The sequence below is a fragment of the Bradyrhizobium sp. LMTR 3 genome (genome assembly GCF_001693485.1).
Lineage (GTDB): Bacteria > Pseudomonadota > Alphaproteobacteria > Rhizobiales > Xanthobacteraceae > Bradyrhizobium.
In genome coordinates this window covers 1-23,042 of the sequence record NZ_MAXC01000011.1, presented here as the reverse complement: position 1 = coordinate 23,042, position 23,042 = coordinate 1, and the positions used below count along the sequence as shown (strand labels likewise).

The window sequence follows — 23,042 nt, the reverse complement described above, 5'->3', positions numbered from 1 at the left end:
TCTCAATTGATTATACCCGGGCAATAGCGCGAAGCGCGTCTTCGCGCTAAAGGTCCTCGGGCATCCGACAACGTGGCTAGCACCAAAAGTGGATGGCCGGGACGCGCTGGCCATGACGAAGAACAATAAGCAGGAAACGTCATGAGCCTGTTCGGCAAAATCTCGACCTATGACGAGCGCTCCGCACGCCTGGCCGGCATTGGATTGATGCTGCTGTCAATCTTCATGTTCTCGTTCGGCGATGCGCTTGGGAAATTCATGGTCGCGACCTATTCGGTCGGGCAGTTGCTGTGGCTGCGCGCTTGCGCGGCGCTGCTGGTACTGTTGCCGGTGATCTGGAGGCAGCGCGCCGAGTTCTCGCGCCTCGAGCGGCCGTGGCTGCAGCTATTGCGCGTGACGCTCTCGACGCTCGAAGTCGCGGCGTTCTTTCTCGCCACCGTCTATCTGCCCCTTGCCGACGTCATCACCTATTATCTGGCCTCGCCGATTTTCGTCACCGCGCTTTCCGGCATCGTGCTCGGCGAGCGGGTCGGCTGGCGGCGCTGGACCGCGATCCTGGTCGGATTCTGCGGCGTCCTGATTGCGCTGCGCCCGTCCACGCAAACGGTAAGCTGGCCGGCGATGATCGCACTCGGCGGCAGCCTGTCGTTCGCGTTCCTGATGCTGATCACGCGCTCGCTGCGGGAGACGCCGGATATCGTGCTGACGACCACGCAGTTCGGCGGCACGTTCCTGCTCGGCGCGCTGATGTCGCCGATCGGCTGGGTGACGCCGAGCGCCGGCAGTCTCGGCCTGTTTGCCGCGGCGGGTGTGGTTTCCGTCGTTGCACTCTTGTGCATCAACCGGTCGCTGAAACTCGCGCCGGCCAGCGTCGTGGTGCCGTATCAATATTCGATGATCGTGTGGGCGGTGATCTTCGGCTTCGTCGTGTTCGGCGACGTGCCGTCAATCTCGACCCTCATCGGCGCTGCCATCATCATCGGTGCGGGCATTTATATCTTCCTGCGAGAACAGAAGCTCGGGCGTGAAGAAGCGGTGGTCAATCCGCCGGCGTGATTGTTTACCACCCTCCCCTGGAGGGGGAGGGTCGACGCGAAGCGGCGGGGTGGGGTGACGGTCTCTCCACATCCAACAGTGCCCGAGTGGAGAGATCACCCCGCCCCGTCACGCATCTTGCGATGCGTGCCGACCCTCCCCCTCCAGGGGAGGGTATTCACCGCTCTCTTCTCGTCGATGAGCCCCAGTTCTTCAGCGATGCCCACACGCTGCGTGTCAGGCGGAAGCGGTCGACCGGGGTCGAGCATCCCAGCGCTTCGAAGCGGTGCAACTCGACGCCGCTCCACTGGAAGCCGCATTTCTCCAGGATGTTTCGCGACCCCGGGTTGGTGACGCGGGCGCCCGAAATGAGATGTTCGGCATCGAACTCCTCGAAGAAAAAATCGATCACGGCGCGTGCGGCCTCGGTGCCGAAACCCTGGCCCCAATGCGCGACGCCGAGCCAGTAGCCGAGTTCCGGTGCATCCGGGTCGGTGCGGTCGATGCCGACCATGCCGATCGGCGAATAGTTATGTTCGATCAGAAACACGGTCTCGCTGTTATCGGTGGCCTTCGCCCGCACGAACTCGACCGCGTGGTCCTGCAGGTAGGGATGCGGCAGGCGGCGGGTGTTTTCCGCAATGCGGCGATCATTGGCGAGGTGCGCAATCGCTTTTACGTCCGCGAGCGTCGGCCGGCGCAGTGTCAGCCGCTCGGTCTCGAGGACGCAGCTACTCGTCTGACGCAGCGTCGGGGTCTGGATCGGGATGTCCTGCAACATGTCGGGCTCCTGATTGCGAATATGCGCAAATTAAAAAGGGGAGGCCGGTTTCCCGCCTCCCCTGGAGCCCATTTCGACTCCGCCGGTTCAACAGGATCCGGCGGACTCGAATTTTGTCCACCGTCTATTCGGCCGCCTCCGCCATCGGAACTACCGATACGAAGGTGCGGCCATTGGCTTTTGCACGGAATTCGACATGACCTTCGACTTTGGCAAAGAGAGTATGGTCGGTGCCCATGCCGACATTAAGGCCGGGATGCCAGGTGGTGCCGCGTTGACGCGCGATAATATTGCCGGGAATCACGTGTTCGCCGCCATACGCCTTGATGCCAAGGCGCTTGCCCGCTGAATCGCGTCCGTTTCGCGATGAACCGCCTGCTTTTTTGTGAGCCATGGCCCGTCTCCGATTTCTCGAATATTTCTAGATCAATTCCTTGACGGAATCATTTCACTTTTTCTCACGCCTCAACTTTCGTCGAGGCGCATACCTTCTGGTCGCTCTAGCCGTTCGCTGCGGCTTTCTTGGCCGGAGCCTTATCTCTTGGCGGCCTTCGGCGCCTAGTCGTCCTTGGCAGCCGGTGCGGCGACCTTTTCCCTCTTCGGCCGCGGGCCGATCGAAGGCGTGGCGTTGTCGGTCAGGATCTCGGTGACGCGAAGTACCGTGATCTCGTCGCGATAGCCGCGCTTGCGGCGCGAATTCTTGCGGCGACGCTTCTTGAACGCGATCACCTTGGGGCCGCGCTTGTGGTCCAGCACTTCGGCCGCAACGGAAGCGCCTGCCACAGTCGGCGCGCCCAGCACCGGCGTGTCACCGCCGACCACCAGAACTTCACCAAGCTGCACGATCGTGCCGACTTCGCCGGCGATCTTGCCAATCTCGAGCACATCATCCGGAACGACGCGGTACTGCCGGCCGCCGGTTTTGATGACTGCGAACATCGTTTTTTTCCTTCGTGTTCGATCCCGGCCTCGGACGTATTCCCGAAAGGGCTGTCCGGGTCGGCTTTTTGGTCAGTCGTTATGGGTACGATTTTTGCGCGGCCGGGGAGCAAACCCCTTAAGATTTCACGCAAAAACAAGCGGCGCGAGAAATCCCGCGCCGGATGCGGGGACTTATAGCCCGAGAATGCCCTGAGTCAAGGCAAAAGGGTCTGAAAACCGGCCAAAAATGAAGGATTTGGCCGCGAAACGGCGAATGGCGAGTGGCGGATAGAGGGGCCCTCATTTACCGCCCCATTCGCTATTTGCCACTCGCCATTCGTTCCTTGTGAAACCAACGGGTTCCCCGCCCGTTGTCGCCGGCGAGGTCCGGCAGGGCGAGGGCAATGGCAGAAGACATCGTTACGAATACCGGCATCGCCCGCCACGGCGCCACCCGCCTGCCGTCAGTCGAGGTCGACAGCTTCAACGTCGAACTGAAGGACGACGAGGGCTTTCTCGGGGACCGCGCCAGCAAGGGCGCCTTCCGCAAGATACTGGACGACTTACGCAGGCCGCTGAAGAAAAACGGCGACGATCCCTTGGGCAAAAAATCCGCCGTCGAGATCGCCAAGGGCGACCTCGACGAGGCGCTGGTCGGCGACGATGTCGGTGCCGCCGCGCTGGTTCACGGCGCGATCGAGGAGTTCGCGCAGGAATTGGCCCATGTGACGCGCCGCTTCCTCAAGACCAAGGCGTGGGCCGATACCGAGCGCATCGTGGTCGGCGGCGGCTTCCGGCAGAGCCGGGTCGGCGAGATCGCCATCGCCCGCACCGACCTCATTCTCAAGGCCGAAGACTTCGAAGTCGACCTGTTGCCGATCCGCTTTCATCCCGATGACGCCGGCCTGATCGGCACGCTGCATCTGGCGCCGTCCTGGATCTTCGAGGGCCACGACAGCATCCTCGCGGTCGACATTGGTGGCACCAACATCCGCTGCGGCGTCGTGGAGACGCGTTGGAAGCAGGCGCCCGATCTCTCCAAGGCTGACGTCTGGAGGTCCGAGCTGTGGCGGCATGCCGACGATGAGCCGACGCGCGAAGGCGCGGTAAAACGGCTGGTGAAGATGCTGAAGGACCTGATTGCCGCGGCAGACGTGGAAGGCCTGAAACTTGCGCCCTTTATCGGGATCGCGTGCCCTGGCGTCATCGACGAGGACGGCTCGATCGAGAAGGGCGCGCAGAACCTGCCGGGCAATTGGGAAAGCAGCAAGTTCAACCTGCCCGCAAGCCTGGTGGAGGCGATCCCCCAGATCGGTGCGCACGACACCGCCGTGCTGATGCACAATGACGGCGTGGTGCAGGGCCTTTCCGAAGTTCCCTTCATGCAGGATGTCGAGCGCTGGGGCGTGTTGACCATCGGCACCGGGCTCGGCAATGCGCGCTTCACCAACAGGCGGAAGGCCAACGGCAAGGACGAGAAGAAGGCGAAAAAGAGCCGCGACTAGCGCTCCGCGCGGCCAGTAAGGTTGACTGGTTAGGTTAAAACCGGGTTCACGTTGCCGTTTCGCGCCGCCTTGCTACCGTCATTTCGTCGCTCCGGCTGGCCGGCGAAGCCGCACTTCCCGGCCAGAATTTCAAAGCAGCGGCACGGGACCGCCGGTTTTTGTCGCGTCTGGCGGTCCCACCCATTTTCCCGAAATCCCCTCGAGTTCGCCATTTGGGCGCGAATTTCTCCGCCGCGCGCCTTGTCTGCCCCGGCTTCCTCGCCTAGAACACGGCCCGACCGCAGGGCCGAATCCGGCCCGCCTTGGCACCTGGAGAGGTGGCAGAGTGGTTGAATGCACCGCACTCGAAATGCGGCATAGGTGCAAGCCTATCGGGGGTTCGAATCCCTCCCTCTCCGCCACGATGTTAAATTAAGTGATTGAAGACATTATTATTTTTTGTGAAGGGGCGGAGCAGTCCCCGAACGCGTCTCCAACTCGCGGCAAACACCATCACTCTCGCGTTGGCGTACAAGGGGCAAACGCGCTGAACGACCGTTCCCCATGTTGCCCGGCTCTTTAGCCGCTATCTCCGGTGCCGCTTTCTTCATCGCCCTTGCATAGCTGTCAGCGGTGTTTCGGCTGAATTTTGCAGTCTCTTTGCAATGGCTGCCGCGTGCAGCATGGTGTTCTAGGCGATCAGTTCGAATTGGGCCTGGCGTCCCTGTTCTTTGCCTTTTGCCATGTGGATCATCTCAGGATCGGCCATCCACGGCTGGAGTTGCCCGGTCCTCGTGATCGCGAAAGCGAACTCATTGCATTGCTTCGGGAAGAGAAGGACGAACAGCCGCGAGAGCGGCTCTATGATCAGAGAGAAGATTCTTAGCGCTGTTTGTCCGGCTCTCGCGAAACGCTGGACCGGCAGTCTCAGTTCATAGAAGAAATCTATCTTCGGAACGTACGCTAGATCAAAGCTGGCGATGGTCTCTTTCACGCCGCGCTCGGTCCACCGAAAGATATAGTTTGGAACGCCGGTATTCGCGACGCCGCCGGTTTTGCCGTCCGCCGAGATAGAATTGACTTCATAATCAAGCGTCAGGCCTAAGCGGATTGCGGCGCGCATCACAAGGCTGTCACGGGATTCGAAGGCAACAACGCATTTGCGGGAGACCCGGTACATTTCGAGAAGCGCCCGATGCGGCGAATAACAATGATGAAGGCCCGCGTGAACGATGACCAGATCAAACGAGCCATTCTCATACGAAAGATTCTCTGCATCCTGTCGGTTGTTCGACATGCCGTCGTCCAGGTTCGTGACCGTCGCATTTGTAAATCCGACAATGCCCATAACCTGCTGATCTAGCGGGCCGCCGCAAACCACGAGAACACGGTCATCCAGCGATGCGGTGCCATTCGCAATCAACTTGCGAAGCACGTCAACATAGAAGCCCGTCACTACGTCCCGCATGTTCTCTCCAGCGGGAAACTCAATATCACAACCATCCCGAGAACATCAACGTCAAGGCCCTGCCGTTCATGAGCAGCGGTCACTGGATGGCCTTTGCTTCGTCCCAATGCGCATCCGAACATTGCGCCCCTCGTCCCTCGTCAGGATACGGGCATCATCTTCGCGGGGATGGTCACTTCAACAAAGGATCGAGGAAGCGCAGATGCTCCCGCACGAAGACGGGACGTAGATGCACGCGGTCTGAGAATTTGGGCTCGCCCGCTCCGAAGAAGGGCGAGCAACCTTCGCCGCCGCCGCAGACGTCAGGAAGGGGATCGAGCAGCGCCGCCCCAGTGTGCTCGCTGATGGTGCGCAGCTTGGCGTCCACGGTACCATGGACGGATCGCAGCCCGGCGATGGGTACTGCTTTCTCAACGTCCGGAGCAATTCGCACGCCGGCTAGGCTGCGCGTTACCATCTCGCCGGGATTGAAACGCTCGTGTTGGGGTATCCCTAGAACCAAATAGACCTTGGCCCCGTAGCCCTGTAACAACCGTACATAGTCTTCAAGATTAGCGTAGAAGGCGTCCATGCCCTCCTTTGTGTTTAAGGGCAAACGCCTGCCATCCCGCTCAATAAGCATATCTTCGTCGCTGTAGCCTGCCCATGCAGCACCGAGAACCACCGATTGCACGTTCTCACGCCGTACCAGGTCGAGCAAAATGTCGGGCAAATTATCGCAACGCGCAAATTTGTCCCGCTGGATCACTCTCGGCACCGGCGGGCACCGGGGGCCTGTCACGAAATAAGTGTTGGCCGCAAGCTGTCCATCGTCGTCCAGTTGCTGCACTCGGGGCCCGTAGTGAAACAGCATGCTATCGCCGCTTAAGGCCACCTTGCGCTCGCCGTGGCCCAGATGGGTCACCAAAGTCCAACCGTGGTCTAACACCGCCATGCCCTTGGTAACCTTGAAATCGGCATCGAGTTTGGCGTCGCCGATCTTTCGGATATCGATACCGGGAAGCGGGGGGAAGCGTTCTGGGTAGCCATTCTTCGTCCACACTGCCAGCCCGCAGGCACCGAGGGCCGCCACGCAAACCGCGGCGATCTGCGTGCTACGGCGGCGGTGCACGCCAAAGCGGACCGGACGCTCAATGAAACGATAGGTGGCCCAAGCCAGCAGAAAACTAGCAGCCACAAGTGCCGTGGCCATCAGGGGCGTCGGCGCCTTGCCCAAACGAATAATATAGGCATAGGAAATCAGTGGCCAGTGCCAGAGATAGAGTGGATAGCTTATCAGTCCAACGAAGACGGCGGCACGGTTGGAAAAGACAATCCGGTTCATCGTCGCCTCGGGGCCGGCCAGGATTATAGCCGCCGCTCCCAGCACCGGTAGCAGAGCATGCCAGCCTGGATAGGGTATCCCTGGCGTGAACAGTGCCGCAGATGTCAGCAAGGCGGCCGAGCCAACAATAGAAATCCAAGACCGGATGTTGGACGTAAGGACAATCTGGCTTCGCCATGCCAGAGACGCCCCGATCAACAATTCCCAGAAACGTGAGACGGGTAGGTAGAAGTCATCGACGATGTTGGTGATGGACAGCGCGATGTTGATTGCGAAGGAGGCCAGGAACAACACGGCAAGCAATCGTCCCACCTTGGCCTTCATCCGGAAGGCCACCCAAAGCAAGGCCGGCCAGAAGATGTAGAACTGCTCTTCGATACCCAGGGACCACAGGTGCAAGAGCGGTTTCAGGCTGGCGGCGTGATCGAAATAGCCGCTTTCGCTCCAGAGCACTATGTTGGAAAGGAAGCCTGCACCGAAGAACACATGTTTGCCCAGATGCGCCAACTCGGACGGCATCAGGGAAACGAAACCGTAGGCCAACACGGCGGCCAAGCAAACAGCAAGCGCCGGGAAGATGCGCCGGATGCGTCGCCAATAAAAAGCTCTGAATGAGAAGCGGTGCTCGGTTGTCTCACCGAAAAGTATTTTCGAGATCAGGAAGCCCGAAATGACGAAGAAGACGTCTACGCCCACATAGCCGCCGGTGACTACCTTCGGGAAGGCGTGATAGAGCACCACAGAAACCACGGCAAAGGCTCGCAGCCCATCGATGTCCGGACGGTAGTTGTCGGTGATGTGCGGCGTTGAGGAACTCAACGATTTAAAATCGGGAAAGCGGGCCGTGGTTGACCCGCCGTGGGATCGAGATCCGTACTCCCTTTGCAGCATCGCCTTCAATGGCATTAGGACCGCCACCACCGCGAAAACGACGTGCGCGCTTCCGGTCCGGTCGGCAGCGTCAGCGCGACAATGTCGGCTGGCGTTGTCCTTCCTGTCGCGACAAGTTCATCCGTCTTAAATTCGTCTACTGCAAATGGTTTGCCTGCTTGGCGGCAGACTAGCTTGGTAAAGCAAGCCACGTCGCCGGACGTCGCGGCGACGGCTCGAGCCTCAGTCATGACGTTGAGTTCGCTGGCATGGAGCGACGCTCGAAACTCAGGGCTGAGCAATAGCAGGGCGGTTTCCTGCCGATCGGATAGAAACAGCCGCAACAGCAACGCCACTATCATGGCATCTCGGCAACGGTTCACACCGAGACGTGCCGCAAGCCAGCTTGCTTCCATCCGATTGAACGTCAGGCCTAGCCCGATCGCTAGCGCGAGAATCAGATCAAGTTTTGCGTTGCCGAACACCCCATGGCCGAACCATTGCAGGATGCAGGTTGCGAGCGCGAGCCCGATATGTAATGCCGTGAACTTAGCGGCCTGCGATCCGCGGTCGAAGAAGGCCCAGGCCGCCCATATCACGAGTGCCAGCGCGGACCATTGCAAATATCCGATTTGCGTTAGGACGTTCGACCAAGCAAATTGCCGCGGCGCCAACAGATCGGGAATGAAATTCGTGCCGAATACAATGACGCAAGCAGCCAAGTCGACTAGAACAGCCGCAGCGCTTACGAGTGACAGCAAGACAACGTAAACTGTCGAGCGCGCTTCAACCCGCAACAGCCGTTGAGTGCCGGCAATAGAATAACTCAATTGATGGCCCCCGGCCCCTGGCAAAACGCCAGTGGGCGAGTGTATAAGCCGATCGTTGCTACCTTAACAGGCCTTTTTTGGTTGCTCTCTTGGAAGCGCAGGCAATTCTACCGTAATCGAGTCCCCAAATCGGTCCCCAAATCTAGCACGGCTGGAGCGGATGAAAACGGAAGCCAGCGAAAGTTGCCGTTTCTGTCATTCCGCAGGAAGGAGCCGAGCCCAAACTGCACCGGTGGTTTTCGGAAGCCGGCGACGTGCGAACGGACAAAACTATTCTTGTCGAGATCGCCGCGTATTTGCGCCAGCATTCGGCGCGGTCTGTAGCGATGGCGGATGGAATCATGGGCTGTCCTGTCCCCGATGCCCGTATTGGAAGGGACGAGACCGCTTCACCCGGGATTGGATCAGGGTTGATGGCGCACTGTCTCGGCCGGGAGGTGCAACGACGCAAATGCGGGCCCTGCATCCGAAAGAGGACCTGAGAATCCCTCTCGCCGCTACCCTTCCATCGCTCGCGCTTCGACGCGACGAGCGCGCTGAAACGGCCCTACCATTTCTACCATGGCGACGGAGCCACGACGGTGGGCTGCCTCCGACTAACTCACCGCCGCACAAACCAGCTCGCCGCCACACCGTTCGGTGATCTCGGCGATCTTGCCGTCGACGATGTGGATACGGCGGTCGGCGCGGGCGGCGAGCGCTGGATCGTGGGTTACCACGACCACGGTCTGGCCCTGGTCGGCGATGTCGCGGAGGATCGAAAACACCTGTTCCGTCGATGCTGTGTCGAGGGCGCCCGTCGGCTCGTCGGCGACGATGATCTCGGGGCGGTTGGCAAGCGCGCGGGCGATCGCGACGCGCTGGCGCTGGCCGCCGGAGAGCTGGTTGGGACGCTTGTTGGCGTGCTCGCCAAGCCCAAGCGAGCCGAGCAGCGCAAGGCCGCGCTCGCGCATCTCGCCTTCGGTCATCCTGCCGGCTGCGCGCATCGGCAGCAGCACATTGTCGAGCGAGGTGAACTCCGGCAGTAGGAAATGAAACTGGAACACAAAGCCGCATTTGGTCAGGCGAACGTCGGCTCGCTCCGTCTCCGACAATTTCGAGGTCGGCTGGCCGCAGATCATGATCTCGCCTTCGCTGGGAGCATCGAGCAGGCCTAGGAGATAGAGCAGCGACGATTTGCCCGATCCCGACGGCCCGGTAATGGCGACGAATTCGCCCTTGTTCACCGCAAGATCAATGCCGTTGACGAGGGTGTGCGAAACCACGCCTTCGATGCGGCGAACCAGCTCCACTGCCTGCAAAGCGACTTCGGTCATGATGCCCCCCGGATGATGTCGACTGGATGCACGCGCGTTGCCTTGCGTGCCGGGAAATAGGCCGCACCTGCGCAGCAGAGCAGTGATATGCCGCCGGCGACCACATAGTGCATTGCAGAGTAATAGATCTGCAGCGGAACGGTCGTGCCGGTCAGCGGATTGAAGATCGTGATCTTCGACCAGCCGTAGCAGAGCAGGTAGCCGAGGATCCACCCGAACAGGATGCCGACCACGCCGATAATGATCGATTCGATGATGAAAATCCGCCGCACCGCATATTCGCGCATGCCCAGCGATTTCATGATCGCGATGTCCTGACGCTTCTCGTGCGTGATCGTCGAGATGATGTTGTAGGTGGCAAAGGACGATGTCAGCAACATCGCGCCCATCACCGTGAGCACGATGAAATCGCGCACGGTAAAGGTCGACAGCAGGTCGGCATTGGCTTCCTGCCAGGACACCGACTTGTAACCCGTCTGCGCTTCGACTTGCGTCGCGACCTTTTGCGCCGACATCGGATCGTTCAGTCGCAGCCGTAACTGGTTGACGACCCCGCTTTGCCCCATCATGAGCTGCGCCGTCCCGGCCAGCGAATAGATCTGGCTCTCGTCGACGCGCTTCATGCCGGAGCGAAACAGCCCGGCTACCGTCGAATTCAGCCGGGTACCCTGGCCGCCGACCAAGAGGACGGTGTTGCCGGTTTTCACGCCGAGTTTTTCGGCGAGCGCCTCGCCGACGATGATTCCGTTCGGCGCACGGGCAAGGTCGTCGAGCTTTCCCTCGCGCATTTGCGAGGCGAGTTTCGAGGCATGGACTTCACGGCGGGGGTCGATGCCGGTCAAGGTGATGCCGATGCGGGCGCCGCCATGATCGATGATCGCGCTGGTCTGCACAGAGGGAGCCACGTCGCCGGGTATCCAGGAGCGCAGCGAGCTCATCACCGATTCCGGATACTTGATGCCGGGACGCTTGCCGACATTGGCGATGTCGGCCATTTGGACCGCCGCATATTCCTGCTCGGCGGGTTGCGTCGGCACGGAGCGCCGCTCATCCTCGACCGTGATATGCGGCATGGTGTCGACGAGCTGCCGCAGGAAATCGATCTGCGAGCCCTGCATCAGGCCGGCCATCATGATGGTGAAGCCGACGCCCATGGCGACGCCGGCCATGCCCACCAGAGTCTGACGCACTCGGGCGCTGACATGGGTCCATGCGATGTTGAACAGAAGCTTCACGGCGCTTACCGGCTGTTGCTGATGAGGTTGCGACGGGCGTCGTTGACGACGGAATCGATGTGGGCGGTCATGGCTGCCGAGATCACTGCATCATCGGGATCCGAAGGAGCTGTGGTGGCCGAGGCTACCGCGACAGATTCGGGTGTCTCGGCTGGCTGATCGGTCGGTTCACTCGTGGCTGCCGGCTCCACAGCTTTGGCCGAGTTGCCGTCGATGCGAATCCTGGCGCCGTCGGCAAGGTCCGTACGGGCAGGCGAGAGCACCGGGGCGCCCTTGGATATGTCGCCGAGGATCTCGATGTTGCGGTTGCCGCGGATGCCGACCGTCACCGGCACACGTTTGATCCGGCCGTCATCGACCATCTGAACCGAACCGGCTGCGACGGCCTCCGCCGGCACGACGATGGCCGCCTGCTTCTCGCGAAAGATGATGTTGACCTCGGCCGACATGCCAATTCGCAGCGGCGTATCCTGTGGCAGCCGCAGATAGACGCGGAAGGTCTTGCGGGTCGGATCGCCCTTCGGCGTGATCTGGGAGACCGTGGCTCGCAGGGCCCTTCCGGGGAAAGCCTCGCTTCGCAGAAAAGCCTTCTGGCCGGCCGCGATGCGGTTGATTTCCTCCTCATTGATTTCGGCAACGACCTGCATCGGCGCAGGCGGTCCGACCCAGAACAAGACGTCGGTGGGGCCGGCGATCTCGCCAACCTCGCCGTCGCGCCGCAGCACCATGCCGTCGAGCGGAGCTCTCAGCAGCAGCGAGTCGAGCCGTACCTTCTGCGCGGCGATCCGCGATTTTGTTTCCTCGAGCTTGGTCCAGCGCTGCTCGTATTCGGTGCGCGCGGTGTCGCTCTTGTCGCGATCCTTCTCGGCGCGCGCCAGATCGCGTTCGAGCTGGCCGCGATTGATCTCCATCTGATCCAGCGCGCTGCGCTCCTCGGCGTCGTCCTGGCGGCCGAGGACCTGGCCTGCTTTCACCACCTGTCCCTCACATCTGCAAAGCTCGACCAGCCGGCGGCGTTGCAGCGGCACCACTTTGGCCCATCGCTCGGGCTCGACGGTGCCGGTTCCGTAAACCGCTTCGGAAACCGGCGCGAGCCCCGCAATGCTGGTGGTCACCAACGGTGCACGAAGCAAATGGGGATAGGCGTAATAGCCAGCCCCTGCGGTGGCGACGGCCAGAATGCCGGTTACGATCAGATGCTGCAATTTCATGGCGCGTCCCCTCACTCAGAAGCCAAACCGCTTGCGCAGGCCCGATGGGACCTGGTCGAGCAGATCACGAACATCTTCTTTCCTTGCATTCTTCATTGGAGTTGCCGACGTGGCCTTGGGAGATGCCTGCAATACCGTGGTGTTGGATGACGCCGGCTGCGGGGCAACAGGCGATGGCGCGGCGGTGGGCGCTGGCTGCACGGCGGCAGGTGCGGGTGGAGGCGCGGCCGGCGCGGGTTGGTCCGGGCTGTCTAGTGCTCGTTCGATTTTCGAAGTCTTGTCGGAAGCCTTGACGGAGTCCTTTGGCGCGCCGGCAACCCGAACAGCGCGCCATTCTCTTGCGGCCACCACGGCACGGCCGATCTCGTCGCTATTCATCTTCTTCATGAGCAGCGACATCAGTTGCCGCGCACCGTTGCGGTCCTCGTCGAGCTTGCTCGCGGAAGCAACGATGTGGGCCCAGGAGTAGGCCTTCACATTATCCTTCGCTACGCCGCGCCCGCTCGCGTAGAGGCCGGCAACGATCAGCATGGCGTGGGCATGCCCCTGATCGGCCGCGCGCAAGAACCAGCGAAATGCCTCCTGGTCACTGCGCGGACGACCGACGCCTGACGAATAGAGCGCCCCGAGATAGAACTGGGCCTCATCATCACCCGCTTGCGCAGCCTGCTCGTAGCGAGTGGCCATGTCGCGATCGGACGCGGCGTCGGCGAGAGCGGCGTTGGGGTCCGTCAGCACGGCAAGGCAGCAAGCCATAACGACGACGGCTCGCTTCATGGGCCCCGAAATCGCGTCACGAACGCCCGGCCGCCATGAGCGGGTTGAGACCGGATTGATCGGTGGGAAATTCAGAATGCGCCACATTGCGTACACGCCTTCAGCTTGTGTCTTTACCCTGGAAGCGCCGGAGGCGTTCAAGCCGCGCCTGGCACAGCACCTTCTTGCGACCAAAAGCCTAGCCCATTCGCGCGCTGACAAATGTGCGACCCATCACATATCCAGCTCGCGGCGGCTGGAACTCCAAGGCGTGGCGCGTAACGTGAATGCATTTGGTGCAACTGCGGCCAAGACGATCGACTTCAGGACGCAGTCTTGGCAGGATTGCTCCTGTCATGATGCCCATCGGCGAACTCTTTATCCTCGGCTTCTTCGGCAAGATCGTTCCGGATTGGCTGAAGGAATTTGCGGCCCGCTACGGTCTCGGCGGGGTGATCCTGTTCGACTATTCCTGCCGGACGCGGGAATACGACAACAACATTGAATCGCCTGAACAGGTGCAACGCCTCTGCGCCGAGATTTCCGCGCTGCCGTCGGGGCCGATGGTGTTCATCGACCAGGAAGGTGGATTGGTACGGCGGCTGAAGGAAAGCCGCGGGTTTGCGCCGCTTCCCAGTGCGAGGGAATTCAATCTCCTCGCACCGGATCAAAAGCGCGCGATCCTCACCGCGAGCTTTGCCGAGATGCGGCGGCTCGGCATCCACTATGATTTCGCGCCGGTCATCGACGTCGACTACAATCCCGACAACCCCAATATCGGTAGGATCGAGCGTTCCTACTCCGCCGGCATCGCCGAGGTGGAAGCCAATGCGTTGCTGGCAGGCGAGGTGGCGCGGGCGCAGCGCATCGGCCTTTGCCTGAAGCATTTCCCCGGCATCGGCGGCGCGGTGGTGGATTCGCATCAGGAATTCATGGATATCTCCGAGGCCCTTCGCGGCGAGCAGGAAGAGCTGTTCTATTCGCTTGCGCCAGCAATGTTCGGCGATGCGGTGCTGGTCAGCCACGCCATCGTCAGGCAATGGGACGACCATTGCCCGATGACGCTGTCCGCGGCGGGGCTCGGCCGCTTGCGCACCCGCCTTCCGGATACGCTGCTGATCACCGACGACATGCAGATGCAGGGATTGCAGAAGGCGTTGGGCACGCGGGAAGCCAGCCTGCAATCGCTCAAAGCCGGCATCGACATGCTATGCATCGGCAACAATTTGTTCGACCAGGAACGGGAGATGGCCGGGATTGCCGAATACATCAGCGCAAATCTGCGCGAGGGAACTCTGTCCGGTTCGGCGATCGAGAGATCGATCGCGCGTGTAGGCAAGCGAAAGGCGCTCCTGGCGGTCTGACGCGGTGGTGCCCCAAAATCCGAAGCACATCGGGCGGACAATATATTGCGTTGCCAGGCCGTTGAGACTAAAAGCGCTTTTTCAGCGGAAAGACCGACGATGGCCCATAATTTCGCGATCAACGACGACGTTCATCACCAGCAGCAGGGGCCGCAGGGCCGCGCCGTGGCGAAGGAACGAAGCGTCTACACCATCGTTTCCTGCCTGCCGATCGAAGCCGACGGTCGGCCGCGCTATCGCATCAGGAGCAAATCCGAGAATGTCGAGCGCGTCGTGACCGAGGAGCAGATCTCCAGGCTCGGCTGACCTCAAGCCTACTGCGCCTTCTCGTGCGCGGCGGTGCCGATCGCCTTGTAATCGTAGGTCGGATAGAACTCGGTGCGGTAACTGCCCCATGCTGTGTTCTCGAGGATGCGGTTGACCTCGCGCAATCTCGACGCCGGCAGCCGCAGCGTGACCACCTGTCCGATCCCCATCATGACATACCAGCTCACGACTTCGACGCCGTCAGGCGGGAAAGCCTTGTAGTATCCCTGCCGCTGAAGCTGCGCGTTGAGTTCGCTCAGGGGCCGCGACTGGTCATGTTTGAGGAATACGGTGAGCATCACGGCGTTGTCGGCAGTCGGCGGGGCGTTCTCCGTCGCTGCCGGTGGGTTTTGCGCCGCCACGCCCGAGCTGAACGTCAGGACGCCGGCCAGCACGGCCATCGCCATCCATAATCCCTTTGCCTGCGACATCGCCGTCTCCTTTTTTGGATTCGTTGCGGGATGATCTTGGGCCTCGATCATTGCGGGGCTGCCGGCGCATGTAATCAGGGCGATGCCGCGAGCAAGCCGGCGCGCGGAACGGGCGTCGGGGGAAGGGACACACGCCGGCTTGGGGCGCCGACGGGAAAGACATCGAGAATCGGTTGAGATCCATTAACAAAGCAAATGCCGTCACCGTTAAAGTACGGGCTGGCGCGCTATGGGATTTATGCTCGGATCGTGGGGTTTCGGTCGAAATCACCTGATTTCGGGTAATTTTAACCCGATTTAGTCCGGCGGCGAAAGGCACCGGCGGATTTCTCCGTATTCTTACCGGTTAAGAAATTAACCATGAAAGAGGGTGGAACCGATAAATTAGTTATATGTCGGGACAAGATCATCGCGCCGCTGATTCGCACTTCACGAAGTGGATGGAAAACGTCACACCTCTCGAAGAGAATCCTGAGATCGTCCAGCTATCCGCTGCGCGCTCGCGTGCTGCGGAAGAGGCGGGGGCGGCGATCGCCCGGCAGTTGAACGGGCCGCTGACAGCGCTGCTGCTCTACATGAATGAGATCAGGCAGCACAGCCACCAGCTTTCGCAAGGATCCGGCAAGGGCCTCTACCTGCAACAGGTGGTGGAGAACGCGCTTCAGCAAACCGAGCGCGTCTGCGCGCTGGTGAAGCAGATGTCGGACAACCATCCGGCGCCCGACGCCGTTCGCAAGCAGGCGAGCGAGGGCCAGGCCGGCCGCTCCGTGGATGGCGCCCGCAGGCCGGGCCTGACGTTGGCCCCGGAGTCCGGCCAGAAGCCTCTGACCAGGCGCGAGCGCGAGGTGCTGAGCCTGATCAGCGAAGGTTGCTCCAACAAGCAGGGCGCCTTGCGGATGAATATCAGCCCGAGGACATTCGAGAGCCATCGCGCCGAGGCCATGCGCAAGCTTGGCGCCCGCAACACCGCGGATCTGGTTCGCAAGGCGCTGCTGCAGCCCGCCTGATCTTTCCCGAAGCGATGCATGCGATGCGCGGCTGATAGGCGCGGCTTTGTGTTGTCGACGTGCCGGAATCGGGCGTGCTTGCGATCTGCGCGATCGGGCCGTTCTGCCGTTCAGCAGAAATCTTCCATCAAGGAGCGACCGCGCGCCGTGGGCCGCGACGAGCGCGTCGACTTGGCCTGTTCCGGGATGATCGTGATGGTCCACGCCGCCGGAACGCTCGACTTGCTTTCCACGATCGATCGAACGTGGCCGGTGACCGCCGATCCGGCCGAACGAAAGGTTGCAGTCCTGCCATTGAACTGGGCGATACGGAAACGCCGCACTTCTTTCTGATCGCTCGTTTCAAACGTGAACATGAGGGCACTCCCTTGGTCCACGCAACTATCCTCAGTCAACGTTATCCGGAGGTGAAAATCTCAAACCGTAGAAGTACGGCTAGCCGCGCGCCGCGCGTTTTCCGGGATGATGTCAGCCGGCTGCGTCGGGAAACACCGCTTCCATCTTGGTCTTCAGCGTTGCGGCGTTGAACGGCTTGACGATGTAATTGTTGACGCCGGCCTTCTTCGCGGCGATCACGTTTTCGGTCTTGGATTCAGCGGTGATCATGATGAAGGGCGTCTTGGAGAATTCCGGGCTGGCGCGGACTTCCCTGAGCAGGTCGTAGCCGGTCATCGGCTCCATGTTCCAGTCGGAGATCACGAGGCCGTATCGCTTGGTCTGCATCTTGGCGAGCGCCGCCGATCCATCGCTGGCCTCGTCGACATTCTCGAATCCGAGCTGCTTGAGAAGGTTACGGATGATGCGGATCATGGTGCTGTAGTCATCGACCACCAGGATCGGCATCGACAGGTCAAAAGCCATGTTCGTACTCCGCGCAAACAGTATGCCGCCGAACACAGGTGAATGCGCCTTGCACGCGAAAGAGTCTCGAACCCGCACCCGTCAGCACCGTGACAACTATCAGGGCTCGTTGAACAGCGCGTTAATCCCGTGCGCGGACCGAAACGTCGCAGAAGCCGCGATTGGCCGTAGTAATACGGTGAGGCAGGGGCCGTCGCAATCTTCGCGCGCAACGGCGATGCGATGCGTATCGCAGATCGGGCTACCCTTATAAACCCTCATGGTGAGGAGCGCGAAGCATGAGGCGCCATCTGTGGCCTACATCCTTCGAGACGCCCGCTTCTCGCGGGCTCCTCAGGATGAGGAATTTGAGAAGTTATGACGCAATAGAACTACGCCGTGGTCGACCGCAGGAAGCGGCTACGCGGCCGCGCTGTGGAGGCGCGGATGCAACAGCCTCGTGTACTGCGCCTTAACCGTCGCGTAACATTCGCAGGACGTCCTGATCAGTCCGTCCACGTTGGTGATTTCGATATGCCCCCGGCTGTAGTGGATGAAGTCCGCCTGCTGCAGCGTATGGGCGACCAGCGAAACGCTGTTGCGGCGTGCGCCGATCATCTGGGCCATCGCTTCCTGGGTCAGGACCAGCTTGTCGCTGCCGGAGAGGTCGCGTGTATGCAGCAGGCATCGCGCCAGCCGGGATTCCACCGTATGCGAGGCGTTGCAGCCGGCGGTCTGCTGGATTTGCGCGTAGACGGCGAGGCCATGCCGCGTCAGTGCGGTACGCAACGTCGCGCTCTGGTCGGCGGCAGCACGAAGCTGGTCGAGATCGATCGTCGAGGCCGCGCCCGGCACCAGCACCACGGCGGTGTTCAACGCCACGGCGTCGCCGAGGGCAGCGAATGCGCCGAAGATGCTGTCGCGGCCGATCATCGCGATCTGGACGTGCTCGCCGCGCGCGAGCTTCACGACCAGCGAGATGACGCCCTTGTGCGGCAGATACGCTCGCTTGAGCGTTTCGTCGACTTCGACCAGCACCATTTCCTGGCTGAGATCGGCGGCGCGCAGATGCGGACGGATCAATTCGAAATCGTCCGCGGTCAGCGAGGACAAAAATCCATTCGGAGAACGAGGGGCTGAATCCAAAGCAGTCTCCTGCCTTACGGCCAAGCCGGTCTCTGGCGTCTGCTGCGTACAGTCCGAACTGTAGGGTGATCCTCGCACATTATATTGGCAAGAAAAACTGGCGAACGAGGTTGATGGCACCGGCGCATCGGATCGGCCAGGTGGGCTTTGACCCGCTCCGACGCTTCGCGCTGCACGCACAGCGATGCGAATTCGCCGCCGGCAACCTTGCGAACACTTTCGAAGCAGCGACCGCGCGACTTGCCGTGTGGCGGCTAGCTACAAATTCCCAATCCGAATCAGTCCAGGTTGTGGAACCGGCCTTATACACTGTAGAGGGCAGACAGGGCGGCCAGTTTCCGGCGGAAAATGCGGTAGCGCACTGATTCGCCAGATAAAACGGCCGCACGATCAGCCGAAGGGTTCCTTTCGTGGAACTCCATGACCGTGTGGACGAAGCGCGTCCTACGCTGCAAGGGAGGTGGGTCATGCGTCGCCCCCACTGCGATTGCGACTGAGGAATGATTGGACTGAATTCGGTATCCGCTTCCGGGGGCTGACATGACACGCGTTCTCATCGTCGATGACGATCCCATGGTCTGCACGGCCATCGAGATCTATCTCGAACGTGAGGGCTTTGAGGTGACGGTAGCCGATGGCGGCGAAGCCGGGCTCCGTGCACTGGAAGTCTCCCGCTTCGACCTGATGCTCGTCGATATCTTCATGCCGCACATGCGCGGCTTCGAATCGATCAGGATATTTCACGAGCGTGCGCCGACGATTCCCCTGGTTGCGATGTCGGGATACGCCTTTGCCAATCTCGACTCGCCGGCGCCGGATTTCTTGCGCATGGCGCTCGAGCTGGGTGCCACGCGCTGCCTGCGCAAGCCGTTCACGCCGGGCGCGCTCCTGGCGGTCGTCAACGAAAGTCTTGCCGAAGCCCGGTCACGCTTCAGCGGCATCGCCCAGTCGAACTAGGGCATGATGATTCTTGGTTAGATCGATTCTGCCGCAGACGCGCTTCACCTTCCCCGCTTGCGGGGGAGGTCGGCGCGAAGCGCCGGGTGGGGGCTCTCTCCACTCGGGCAGTGTCGCCCGCAGAGACACCCCCACCCCTCCCCCGCAAGCGGGAGAGGGCGTCAAACCTAATTTCATCAGCTTTAGCGGCTGGCGAATTTCTCCCCGCAGCAATCGCCAGGATTTTTGCGAGCCGCGGTCACGGCCACTTAACCGTACTTTTACGGTTTGCTGCTTAGGTCAGCTTTAACCATCGGCAGTTCAGTGTCCGATTGCTGCAAATCAGAGCCGTCAAGTTGAGGCATTGTTAAATCTCGCTCTGTATTGCTTGCAGGGCCAAAGAAATGGCTTTGAAACCAGAAGGAAATAGACATGTCAGGCATTGTCCTCTCCGCGTCGGTTCGCCAGAACCTCCTCTCCCTCCAGTCGACCGCTGAACTGCTCTCAACGACGCAGAACCGTCTCGCCACCGGCAAGAAGGTCAACACGGCCCTCGACAATCCGACCAACTTCTTCACCGCCGCCTCGCTCGACAACCGCGCCAGCGACATCAACAACCTGCTCGATGGCGTCAGCAACGGCGTTCAGGTGCTGCAGGCCGCCAACACCGGCATCTCTTCGTTGCAGAAGCTGGTCGACAGCGCGAAGTCCGTTGCCAATCAGGCGTTGCAGGCCGCCGTTGGTTACTCTGCAAAGTCCAGCGTCACGACTACCGCGATCACGGGTGCCACTGCAACCGACCTTCGCGGTACCGTTTCGGCCTTCACCAACACCACCGCGACCGCCGGCGCCGTCCTGTACTCGGCCGCCGCGACGCCCGCGACCGGCGCCACGCTGCTGTCGGGCCTGACCACCAACGCCGGTGCCGCCCAGGCGATCGCCGCCGGTGACACGGTCACCATCAACGGCGCGACCATCACCTTCGCCGCCGGTGCCGGTGCATTGGCCGGTGCGGGCGCTGCCTGGACGCTGGGCGTCGATACCAGCCTGACCAACTTCGTCGCCGCGCTCGACCAGCTGCAGGGCAACACCACCAACGCCTCGACGATTACGGGTGGTGGCGCGATCCAGCTCAACACCGGCCTTGCCAACAACCTTGCCGTGACCGGCTCGGCGGGCGTCCTGACTGCCCTCGGCCTCACTGCGGCGGCTGCCAACACCGCCACCCGCGGCGGCGGCACCAGTGCGCTCAACGGCTTGACGCTGACCATCGGCGCGACCGGCAACGGCACCGCCACCAACATCACTTTCGGGGATGGCACCGGCGGCACGGTGAAATCGCTGAACGATCTGAACAACGCGCTCGCTGCCAACAACCTCCAGGCGTCGCTAGACTCGAGTGGACGGATCACCATCACGACGACCAATGACGCGGCTTCCTCGACCATCGGAACTGTCGGCGGTACGGCGGCTGGCGGTGGCGCGCCGTTCAACGGCCTGGCGGGCGCTGCTCCGGTTGCCGATCCCGCTGCGCAGCTCATTCGTTCTAACCTGGTGGCGCAGTATAACAACATCCTGGACCAGATCAGCTCTACAGCCCAGGATGCCTCGTATAATGGCATCAACTTGCTCAATGGCGATCAGCTCAAGCTGACCTTCAACGAAACCGGCAAGTCGACCTTGACGATCCAGGGCGTGTCGTTCGGCTATACCGGGCTCGGCCTGTCCAAGCTGACCGCTGGCACGGACTTCCTGGACAACGCCTCGGCGAACTCCGCGATCACCGCGCTTAGCACGGCCAGCGGCACGCTGCGCACGCAGGCTTCCGCCTTGGGATCGAACCTGTCGATCGTGCAGATCCGTCAGGACTTCTCGAAGAACCTGATCAACGTGCTGCAGACCGGCTCGTCCAACCTGACGCTGGCCGACACCAACGAGGAAGCGGCGAACAGCCAGGCGCTGTCGACCCGCCAGTCGATCGCGGTGTCCGCGCTGGCGCTGGCCAACCAGAGCCAGCAGAGCGTGCTGCAGTTGCTCCGCTAATAGGCGCCAAACACAAGATCAAAACGGCGGGGATCTCCCCGCCGTTTTTTTGTGAACGCGACTCTCACCGCGCTGCTCCCACATCCCGCCCAGGAAGCGCAGTCCGCTCGTCGTCGAAGCTTTCAAATGTCGAAGATCGCGTCTCGGCCGCGATCTTCGGATCGTCGCTGCGGCCGGCGCATCACGACATGTTCACCATATCCGTATTAGCACGGACGGTGAAATTAAGTAGCCGTGAAATCCGAAGGGTTATTTCTGGAGAAGACCAGTATCTGAATTTCTAAAAGGCGTGCTCATATGGATGACCTGTTGCGGGAGTTCCTGACCGAAACCAACGAGAGCCTGGATACGGTCGACAATCAGTTGGTGCGGTTCGAGCAGGATCCGAGCGACGCGAAGATCCTGGATAACATCTTCCGCCTGGTCCACACCATCAAGGGCACCTGCGGCTTCCTGGGCCTGCCGCGGCTGGAAGCACTGGCCCATGCCGGCGAGACCTTGATGGGCAAATTTCGCGACGGCATGTCGGTCAAGGCCGAAGCCGTCACGCTGATCCTGTCGAGCATCGACCGCATCAAGGAAATCCTCGCAGGCCTGGAGGCCACCGAGACCGAGCCCGAAGGCACCGACGAAGACCTGATCGAGAAGCTGCATGCGATGGCCGAAGGCGGTCACCATGCGGCGGAAGCGCCGGTTGCGTCCGCGCCCGTTGCCGTGGTCGAAGCACCGCCGGTCGCGCCCGCGATGACCAAGGGCACGCTGGTCGAGCAGGTGCTGGAACGCCCGTTGCGTCCGGGCGAAGTCTCGCTCGACGACCTCGAGCGCGCCTTTCGCGAGACCGAGACCGAAGCCGCGCCGGCACCCGTCGCCAAGGCTGCGCCCGCGCCTGAGGTTAAGGAAGCCAAGGAAGCTGCCAAGGAAACGGCCAAGGAAACGGCGAAAGCAAAACCGGCCAAGCGCGCCGCCGCCGTCGAGGCTGACGGCGAGGTCGCCGACAAGATCGCCAACCAGTCGATCCGCGTCAACGTCGACACCCTCGAACATCTGATGACCATGGTCTCCGAGCTGGTGCTGACCCGCAACCAGCTCCTGGAAATCTCCCGCCGCAACGAGGACACCGAGTTCAAGGTGCCGCTGCAGCGGCTCTCCAACGTCACCGCCGAGCTGCAGGAAGGCGTCATGAAGACGCGCATGCAGCCGATCGGCAACGCCTGGCAGAAGCTGCCGCGCATCGTGCGCGACCTCTCCGGCGAACTCGGCAAGCAAATTGAATTGGAAATGCACGGCGCCGACACCGAGCTCGACCGCCAGGTGCTCGACCTGATCAAGGACCCGCTGACCCACATGGTGCGCAACTCCGCCGACCACGGCCTGGAGACCCCGGCCGAGCGGCTGGCGGCCGGCAAGGGCGAGCAGGGCACGATTCGGCTGTCCGCCTATCACGAGGGCGGCCACATCATCATCTGCATCGCGGACAACGGCCGCGGGCTGAACACCGAGCGGATCAAGGCCAAGGCGCTGCAGAACGGTCTCGTCACCGAGGCCGAACTGGAGAAGATGACCGAAGCCCAGATCCACAAGTTCATCTTCGCGCCGGGCTTCTCCACCGCCGCCACCGTCACCTCGGTCTCCGGCCGCGGCGTCGGCATGGACGTGGTGCGCACCAATATCGACCAGATCGGCGGCACCATCGACATCAAGAGCGTGGCCGGCGAAGGTTCTTCCGTCACCATCAAGA

Annotated in this window: 23 protein-coding genes and 1 tRNA gene; 9 read left to right on the top strand and 15 right to left on the bottom strand. The window is 61.5% G+C overall.

Translation table 11 applies throughout. From position 1 onward, the window contains the following. The first annotated feature begins 141 nt into the window (after positions 1-141). Positions 142-1,056, top strand: coding sequence for a DMT family transporter (locus LMTR3_RS08915; RefSeq protein WP_065744720.1), 915 nt, complete (start codon positions 142-144; stop codon positions 1,054-1,056). Positions 1,057-1,213: 157 nt separating this feature from the next. Here the strand turns inward: LMTR3_RS08915 and LMTR3_RS08910 are convergent, their stop codons facing one another. The 3 genes from LMTR3_RS08910 to rplU form a co-directional block, all read right to left on the bottom strand. Then, positions 1,214-1,816, bottom strand: coding sequence for a GNAT family N-acetyltransferase (locus tag LMTR3_RS08910; RefSeq protein WP_065744719.1), 603 nt, complete (start codon positions 1,814-1,816; stop codon positions 1,214-1,216). A gap of 124 nt (positions 1,817-1,940) precedes the next feature. Beyond that, a complete protein-coding gene (gene rpmA / locus LMTR3_RS08905; RefSeq protein WP_065744718.1) occupies positions 1,941-2,210 on the bottom strand; it encodes a 50S ribosomal protein L27 in 270 nt (89 codons plus the stop codon). A gap of 164 nt (positions 2,211-2,374) precedes the next feature. Continuing rightward, positions 2,375-2,755: a 50S ribosomal protein L21 gene (rplU, locus tag LMTR3_RS08900; RefSeq protein ID WP_065744717.1), complete on the bottom strand. Its 381-nt coding sequence runs from the start codon at positions 2,753-2,755 to the stop codon at positions 2,375-2,377. A 386-nt stretch (positions 2,756-3,141) separates the two neighbouring features. Here rplU and LMTR3_RS08895 point away from each other — a divergent pair, with 386 nt between their 5' ends. Together LMTR3_RS08895 and LMTR3_RS08890 are read left to right on the top strand one after the other, a co-directional pair. Beyond that, entirely contained in the window at positions 3,142-4,242 is a 1,101-nt protein-coding gene (locus LMTR3_RS08895; RefSeq protein ID WP_065744716.1) for an ROK family protein, read from the top strand. A 311-nt stretch (positions 4,243-4,553) separates the two neighbouring features. Further along, positions 4,554-4,643, top strand: a tRNA-Ser gene (locus tag LMTR3_RS08890). Positions 4,644-4,912: 269 nt separating this feature from the next. Here LMTR3_RS08890 and LMTR3_RS08885 read toward each other — a convergent pair. From LMTR3_RS08885 to LMTR3_RS08855, 7 genes are all read right to left on the bottom strand, one after another. Continuing rightward, complete coding sequence (locus LMTR3_RS08885; protein ID WP_065744715.1) at positions 4,913-5,689, bottom strand: methyltransferase domain-containing protein; 777 nt, start codon at positions 5,687-5,689, stop codon at positions 4,913-4,915. Positions 5,690-5,861: 172 nt separating this feature from the next. Then, positions 5,862-7,919 carry an acyltransferase family protein gene (locus tag LMTR3_RS08880; protein ID WP_084029496.1) on the bottom strand — a complete coding sequence of 686 codons (2,058 nt, stop codon included), beginning with the start codon at positions 7,917-7,919 and terminating at the stop codon, positions 5,862-5,864. Then, entirely contained in the window at positions 7,919-8,713 is a 795-nt protein-coding gene (locus LMTR3_RS08875; RefSeq protein ID WP_141686531.1) for a hypothetical protein, read from the bottom strand. Before LMTR3_RS08875 ends, LMTR3_RS08880 begins: the two co-directional genes overlap by 1 nt. A gap of 596 nt (positions 8,714-9,309) precedes the next feature. After that, positions 9,310-10,029, bottom strand: a complete 720-nt coding sequence (locus LMTR3_RS08870) for an ABC transporter ATP-binding protein (RefSeq protein ID WP_065744713.1) — start codon at positions 10,027-10,029, stop codon at positions 9,310-9,312. Beyond that, positions 10,026-11,264 (bottom strand): ABC transporter permease, encoded by a 1,239-nt coding sequence (locus LMTR3_RS08865; protein WP_065744712.1) that lies wholly within the window; start codon positions 11,262-11,264, stop codon positions 10,026-10,028. The genes LMTR3_RS08870 and LMTR3_RS08865 overlap by 4 nt, the downstream gene beginning before the upstream one ends. Before the next feature lie 5 nt (positions 11,265-11,269). After that, a complete protein-coding gene (locus LMTR3_RS08860) occupies positions 11,270-12,475 on the bottom strand; it encodes an efflux RND transporter periplasmic adaptor subunit (protein ID WP_065744711.1) in 1,206 nt (401 codons plus the stop codon). A gap of 15 nt (positions 12,476-12,490) precedes the next feature. Continuing rightward, positions 12,491-13,252: a tetratricopeptide repeat protein gene (locus tag LMTR3_RS08855; RefSeq protein WP_065744710.1), complete on the bottom strand. Its 762-nt coding sequence runs from the start codon at positions 13,250-13,252 to the stop codon at positions 12,491-12,493. Between the two features lie 335 nt (positions 13,253-13,587). Here LMTR3_RS08855 and LMTR3_RS08850 point away from each other — a divergent pair, with 335 nt between their 5' ends. Then, the gene (locus LMTR3_RS08850) at positions 13,588-14,595 is read left to right on the top strand and encodes a glycoside hydrolase family 3 N-terminal domain-containing protein (RefSeq protein WP_245319811.1); all 1,008 of its coding nucleotides are present in this window, start codon (positions 13,588-13,590) and stop codon (positions 14,593-14,595) included. A 99-nt stretch (positions 14,596-14,694) separates the two neighbouring features. Further along, positions 14,695-14,901, top strand: a complete 207-nt coding sequence (locus LMTR3_RS08845) for a hypothetical protein (RefSeq protein ID WP_028348539.1) — start codon at positions 14,695-14,697, stop codon at positions 14,899-14,901. Positions 14,902-14,909: 8 nt separating this feature from the next. Here the strand turns inward: LMTR3_RS08845 and LMTR3_RS08840 are convergent, their stop codons facing one another. Beyond that, positions 14,910-15,308: a hypothetical protein gene (locus tag LMTR3_RS08840; protein ID WP_502686612.1), complete on the bottom strand. Its 399-nt coding sequence runs from the start codon at positions 15,306-15,308 to the stop codon at positions 14,910-14,912. 464 nt (positions 15,309-15,772) lie between these two features. Here LMTR3_RS08840 and LMTR3_RS08835 point away from each other — a divergent pair, with 464 nt between their 5' ends. After that, on the top strand, positions 15,773-16,339 hold the full coding sequence (locus LMTR3_RS08835) for a response regulator transcription factor (RefSeq protein ID WP_502686611.1): 567 nt from the start codon (positions 15,773-15,775) through the stop codon (positions 16,337-16,339). Positions 16,340-16,449: 110 nt separating this feature from the next. On the opposite strand, the gene LMTR3_RS08830 is transcribed toward LMTR3_RS08835, so the two are convergent. The 3 genes from LMTR3_RS08830 to LMTR3_RS08820 all read right to left on the bottom strand — a co-directional run bounded on the left by LMTR3_RS08830 (position 16,450) and on the right by LMTR3_RS08820 (position 18,325). Further along, a complete protein-coding gene (locus tag LMTR3_RS08830; protein WP_065744708.1) occupies positions 16,450-16,695 on the bottom strand; it encodes a hypothetical protein in 246 nt (81 codons plus the stop codon). Between the two features lie 112 nt (positions 16,696-16,807). Then, entirely contained in the window at positions 16,808-17,200 is a 393-nt protein-coding gene (locus LMTR3_RS08825; RefSeq protein ID WP_028348548.1) for a response regulator, read from the bottom strand. A gap of 399 nt (positions 17,201-17,599) precedes the next feature. Then, positions 17,600-18,325 carry a Crp/Fnr family transcriptional regulator gene (locus LMTR3_RS08820; protein WP_065744707.1) on the bottom strand — a complete coding sequence of 242 codons (726 nt, stop codon included), beginning with the start codon at positions 18,323-18,325 and terminating at the stop codon, positions 17,600-17,602. A 540-nt stretch (positions 18,326-18,865) separates the two neighbouring features. Here LMTR3_RS08820 and LMTR3_RS08810 point away from each other — a divergent pair. Beyond that, entirely contained in the window at positions 18,866-19,282 is a 417-nt protein-coding gene (locus tag LMTR3_RS08810) for a response regulator (protein ID WP_065744705.1), read from the top strand. A gap of 260 nt (positions 19,283-19,542) precedes the next feature. Here the strand turns inward: LMTR3_RS08810 and LMTR3_RS38370 are convergent, their stop codons facing one another. Next, positions 19,543-19,704: a hypothetical protein gene (locus LMTR3_RS38370; protein WP_176721843.1), complete on the bottom strand. Its 162-nt coding sequence runs from the start codon at positions 19,702-19,704 to the stop codon at positions 19,543-19,545. On the opposite strand from LMTR3_RS38370, the gene LMTR3_RS08805 reads away from it, so the two are divergent. Both LMTR3_RS08805 and LMTR3_RS08800 read left to right on the top strand, forming a co-directional pair. After that, positions 19,694-21,304: a flagellin N-terminal helical domain-containing protein gene (locus LMTR3_RS08805; RefSeq protein WP_065744704.1), complete on the top strand. Its 1,611-nt coding sequence runs from the start codon at positions 19,694-19,696 to the stop codon at positions 21,302-21,304. The two genes, LMTR3_RS38370 and LMTR3_RS08805, sit on opposite strands and share 11 nt — an antisense overlap. A 297-nt stretch (positions 21,305-21,601) precedes the next feature. Beyond that, the coding region (locus tag LMTR3_RS08800; RefSeq protein ID WP_141686530.1) for a chemotaxis protein CheA at positions 21,602-23,042 on the top strand (1,441 nt) is incomplete at its 3' end.

Coding starts and splice junctions, on each gene's coding strand:
- rpmA (WP_065744718.1), bottom strand. CDS start 2,210: ATGGCTCACAAAAAAGCAGGCGGTTCATCGCGAAACGGACGCGATTCA.
- LMTR3_RS08855 (WP_065744710.1), bottom strand. CDS start 13,252: ATGAAGCGAGCCGTCGTCGTTATGGCTTGCTGCCTTGCCGTGCTGACG.
- LMTR3_RS08825 (WP_028348548.1), bottom strand. CDS start 17,200: ATGGCTTTTGACCTGTCGATGCCGATCCTGGTGGTCGATGACTACAGC.
- LMTR3_RS38370 (WP_176721843.1), bottom strand. CDS start 19,704: ATGCCTGACATGTCTATTTCCTTCTGGTTTCAAAGCCATTTCTTTGGC.
- LMTR3_RS08830 (WP_065744708.1), bottom strand. CDS start 16,695: ATGTTCACGTTTGAAACGAGCGATCAGAAAGAAGTGCGGCGTTTCCGT.
- LMTR3_RS08870 (WP_065744713.1), bottom strand. CDS start 10,029: ATGACCGAAGTCGCTTTGCAGGCAGTGGAGCTGGTTCGCCGCATCGAA.
- LMTR3_RS08835 (WP_502686611.1), top strand. CDS start 15,773: ATGGAAAACGTCACACCTCTCGAAGAGAATCCTGAGATCGTCCAGCTA.
- LMTR3_RS08810 (WP_065744705.1), top strand. CDS start 18,866: ATGACACGCGTTCTCATCGTCGATGACGATCCCATGGTCTGCACGGCC.
- LMTR3_RS08845 (WP_028348539.1), top strand. CDS start 14,695: ATGGCCCATAATTTCGCGATCAACGACGACGTTCATCACCAGCAGCAG.
- LMTR3_RS08885 (WP_065744715.1), bottom strand. CDS start 5,689: ATGCGGGACGTAGTGACGGGCTTCTATGTTGACGTGCTTCGCAAGTTG.
- LMTR3_RS08880 (WP_084029496.1), bottom strand. CDS start 7,919: ATGCCATTGAAGGCGATGCTGCAAAGGGAGTACGGATCTCGATCCCAC.
- LMTR3_RS08910 (WP_065744719.1), bottom strand. CDS start 1,816: ATGTTGCAGGACATCCCGATCCAGACCCCGACGCTGCGTCAGACGAGT.
- LMTR3_RS08915 (WP_065744720.1), top strand. CDS start 142: ATGAGCCTGTTCGGCAAAATCTCGACCTATGACGAGCGCTCCGCACGC.
- LMTR3_RS08840 (WP_502686612.1), bottom strand. CDS start 15,308: ATGGCGATGGCCGTGCTGGCCGGCGTCCTGACGTTCAGCTCGGGCGTG.
- LMTR3_RS08805 (WP_065744704.1), top strand. CDS start 19,694: ATGTCAGGCATTGTCCTCTCCGCGTCGGTTCGCCAGAACCTCCTCTCC.
- rplU (WP_065744717.1), bottom strand. CDS start 2,755: ATGTTCGCAGTCATCAAAACCGGCGGCCGGCAGTACCGCGTCGTTCCG.
- LMTR3_RS08850 (WP_245319811.1), top strand. CDS start 13,588: ATGATGCCCATCGGCGAACTCTTTATCCTCGGCTTCTTCGGCAAGATC.
- LMTR3_RS08895 (WP_065744716.1), top strand. CDS start 3,142: ATGGCAGAAGACATCGTTACGAATACCGGCATCGCCCGCCACGGCGCC.
- LMTR3_RS08860 (WP_065744711.1), bottom strand. CDS start 12,475: ATGAAATTGCAGCATCTGATCGTAACCGGCATTCTGGCCGTCGCCACC.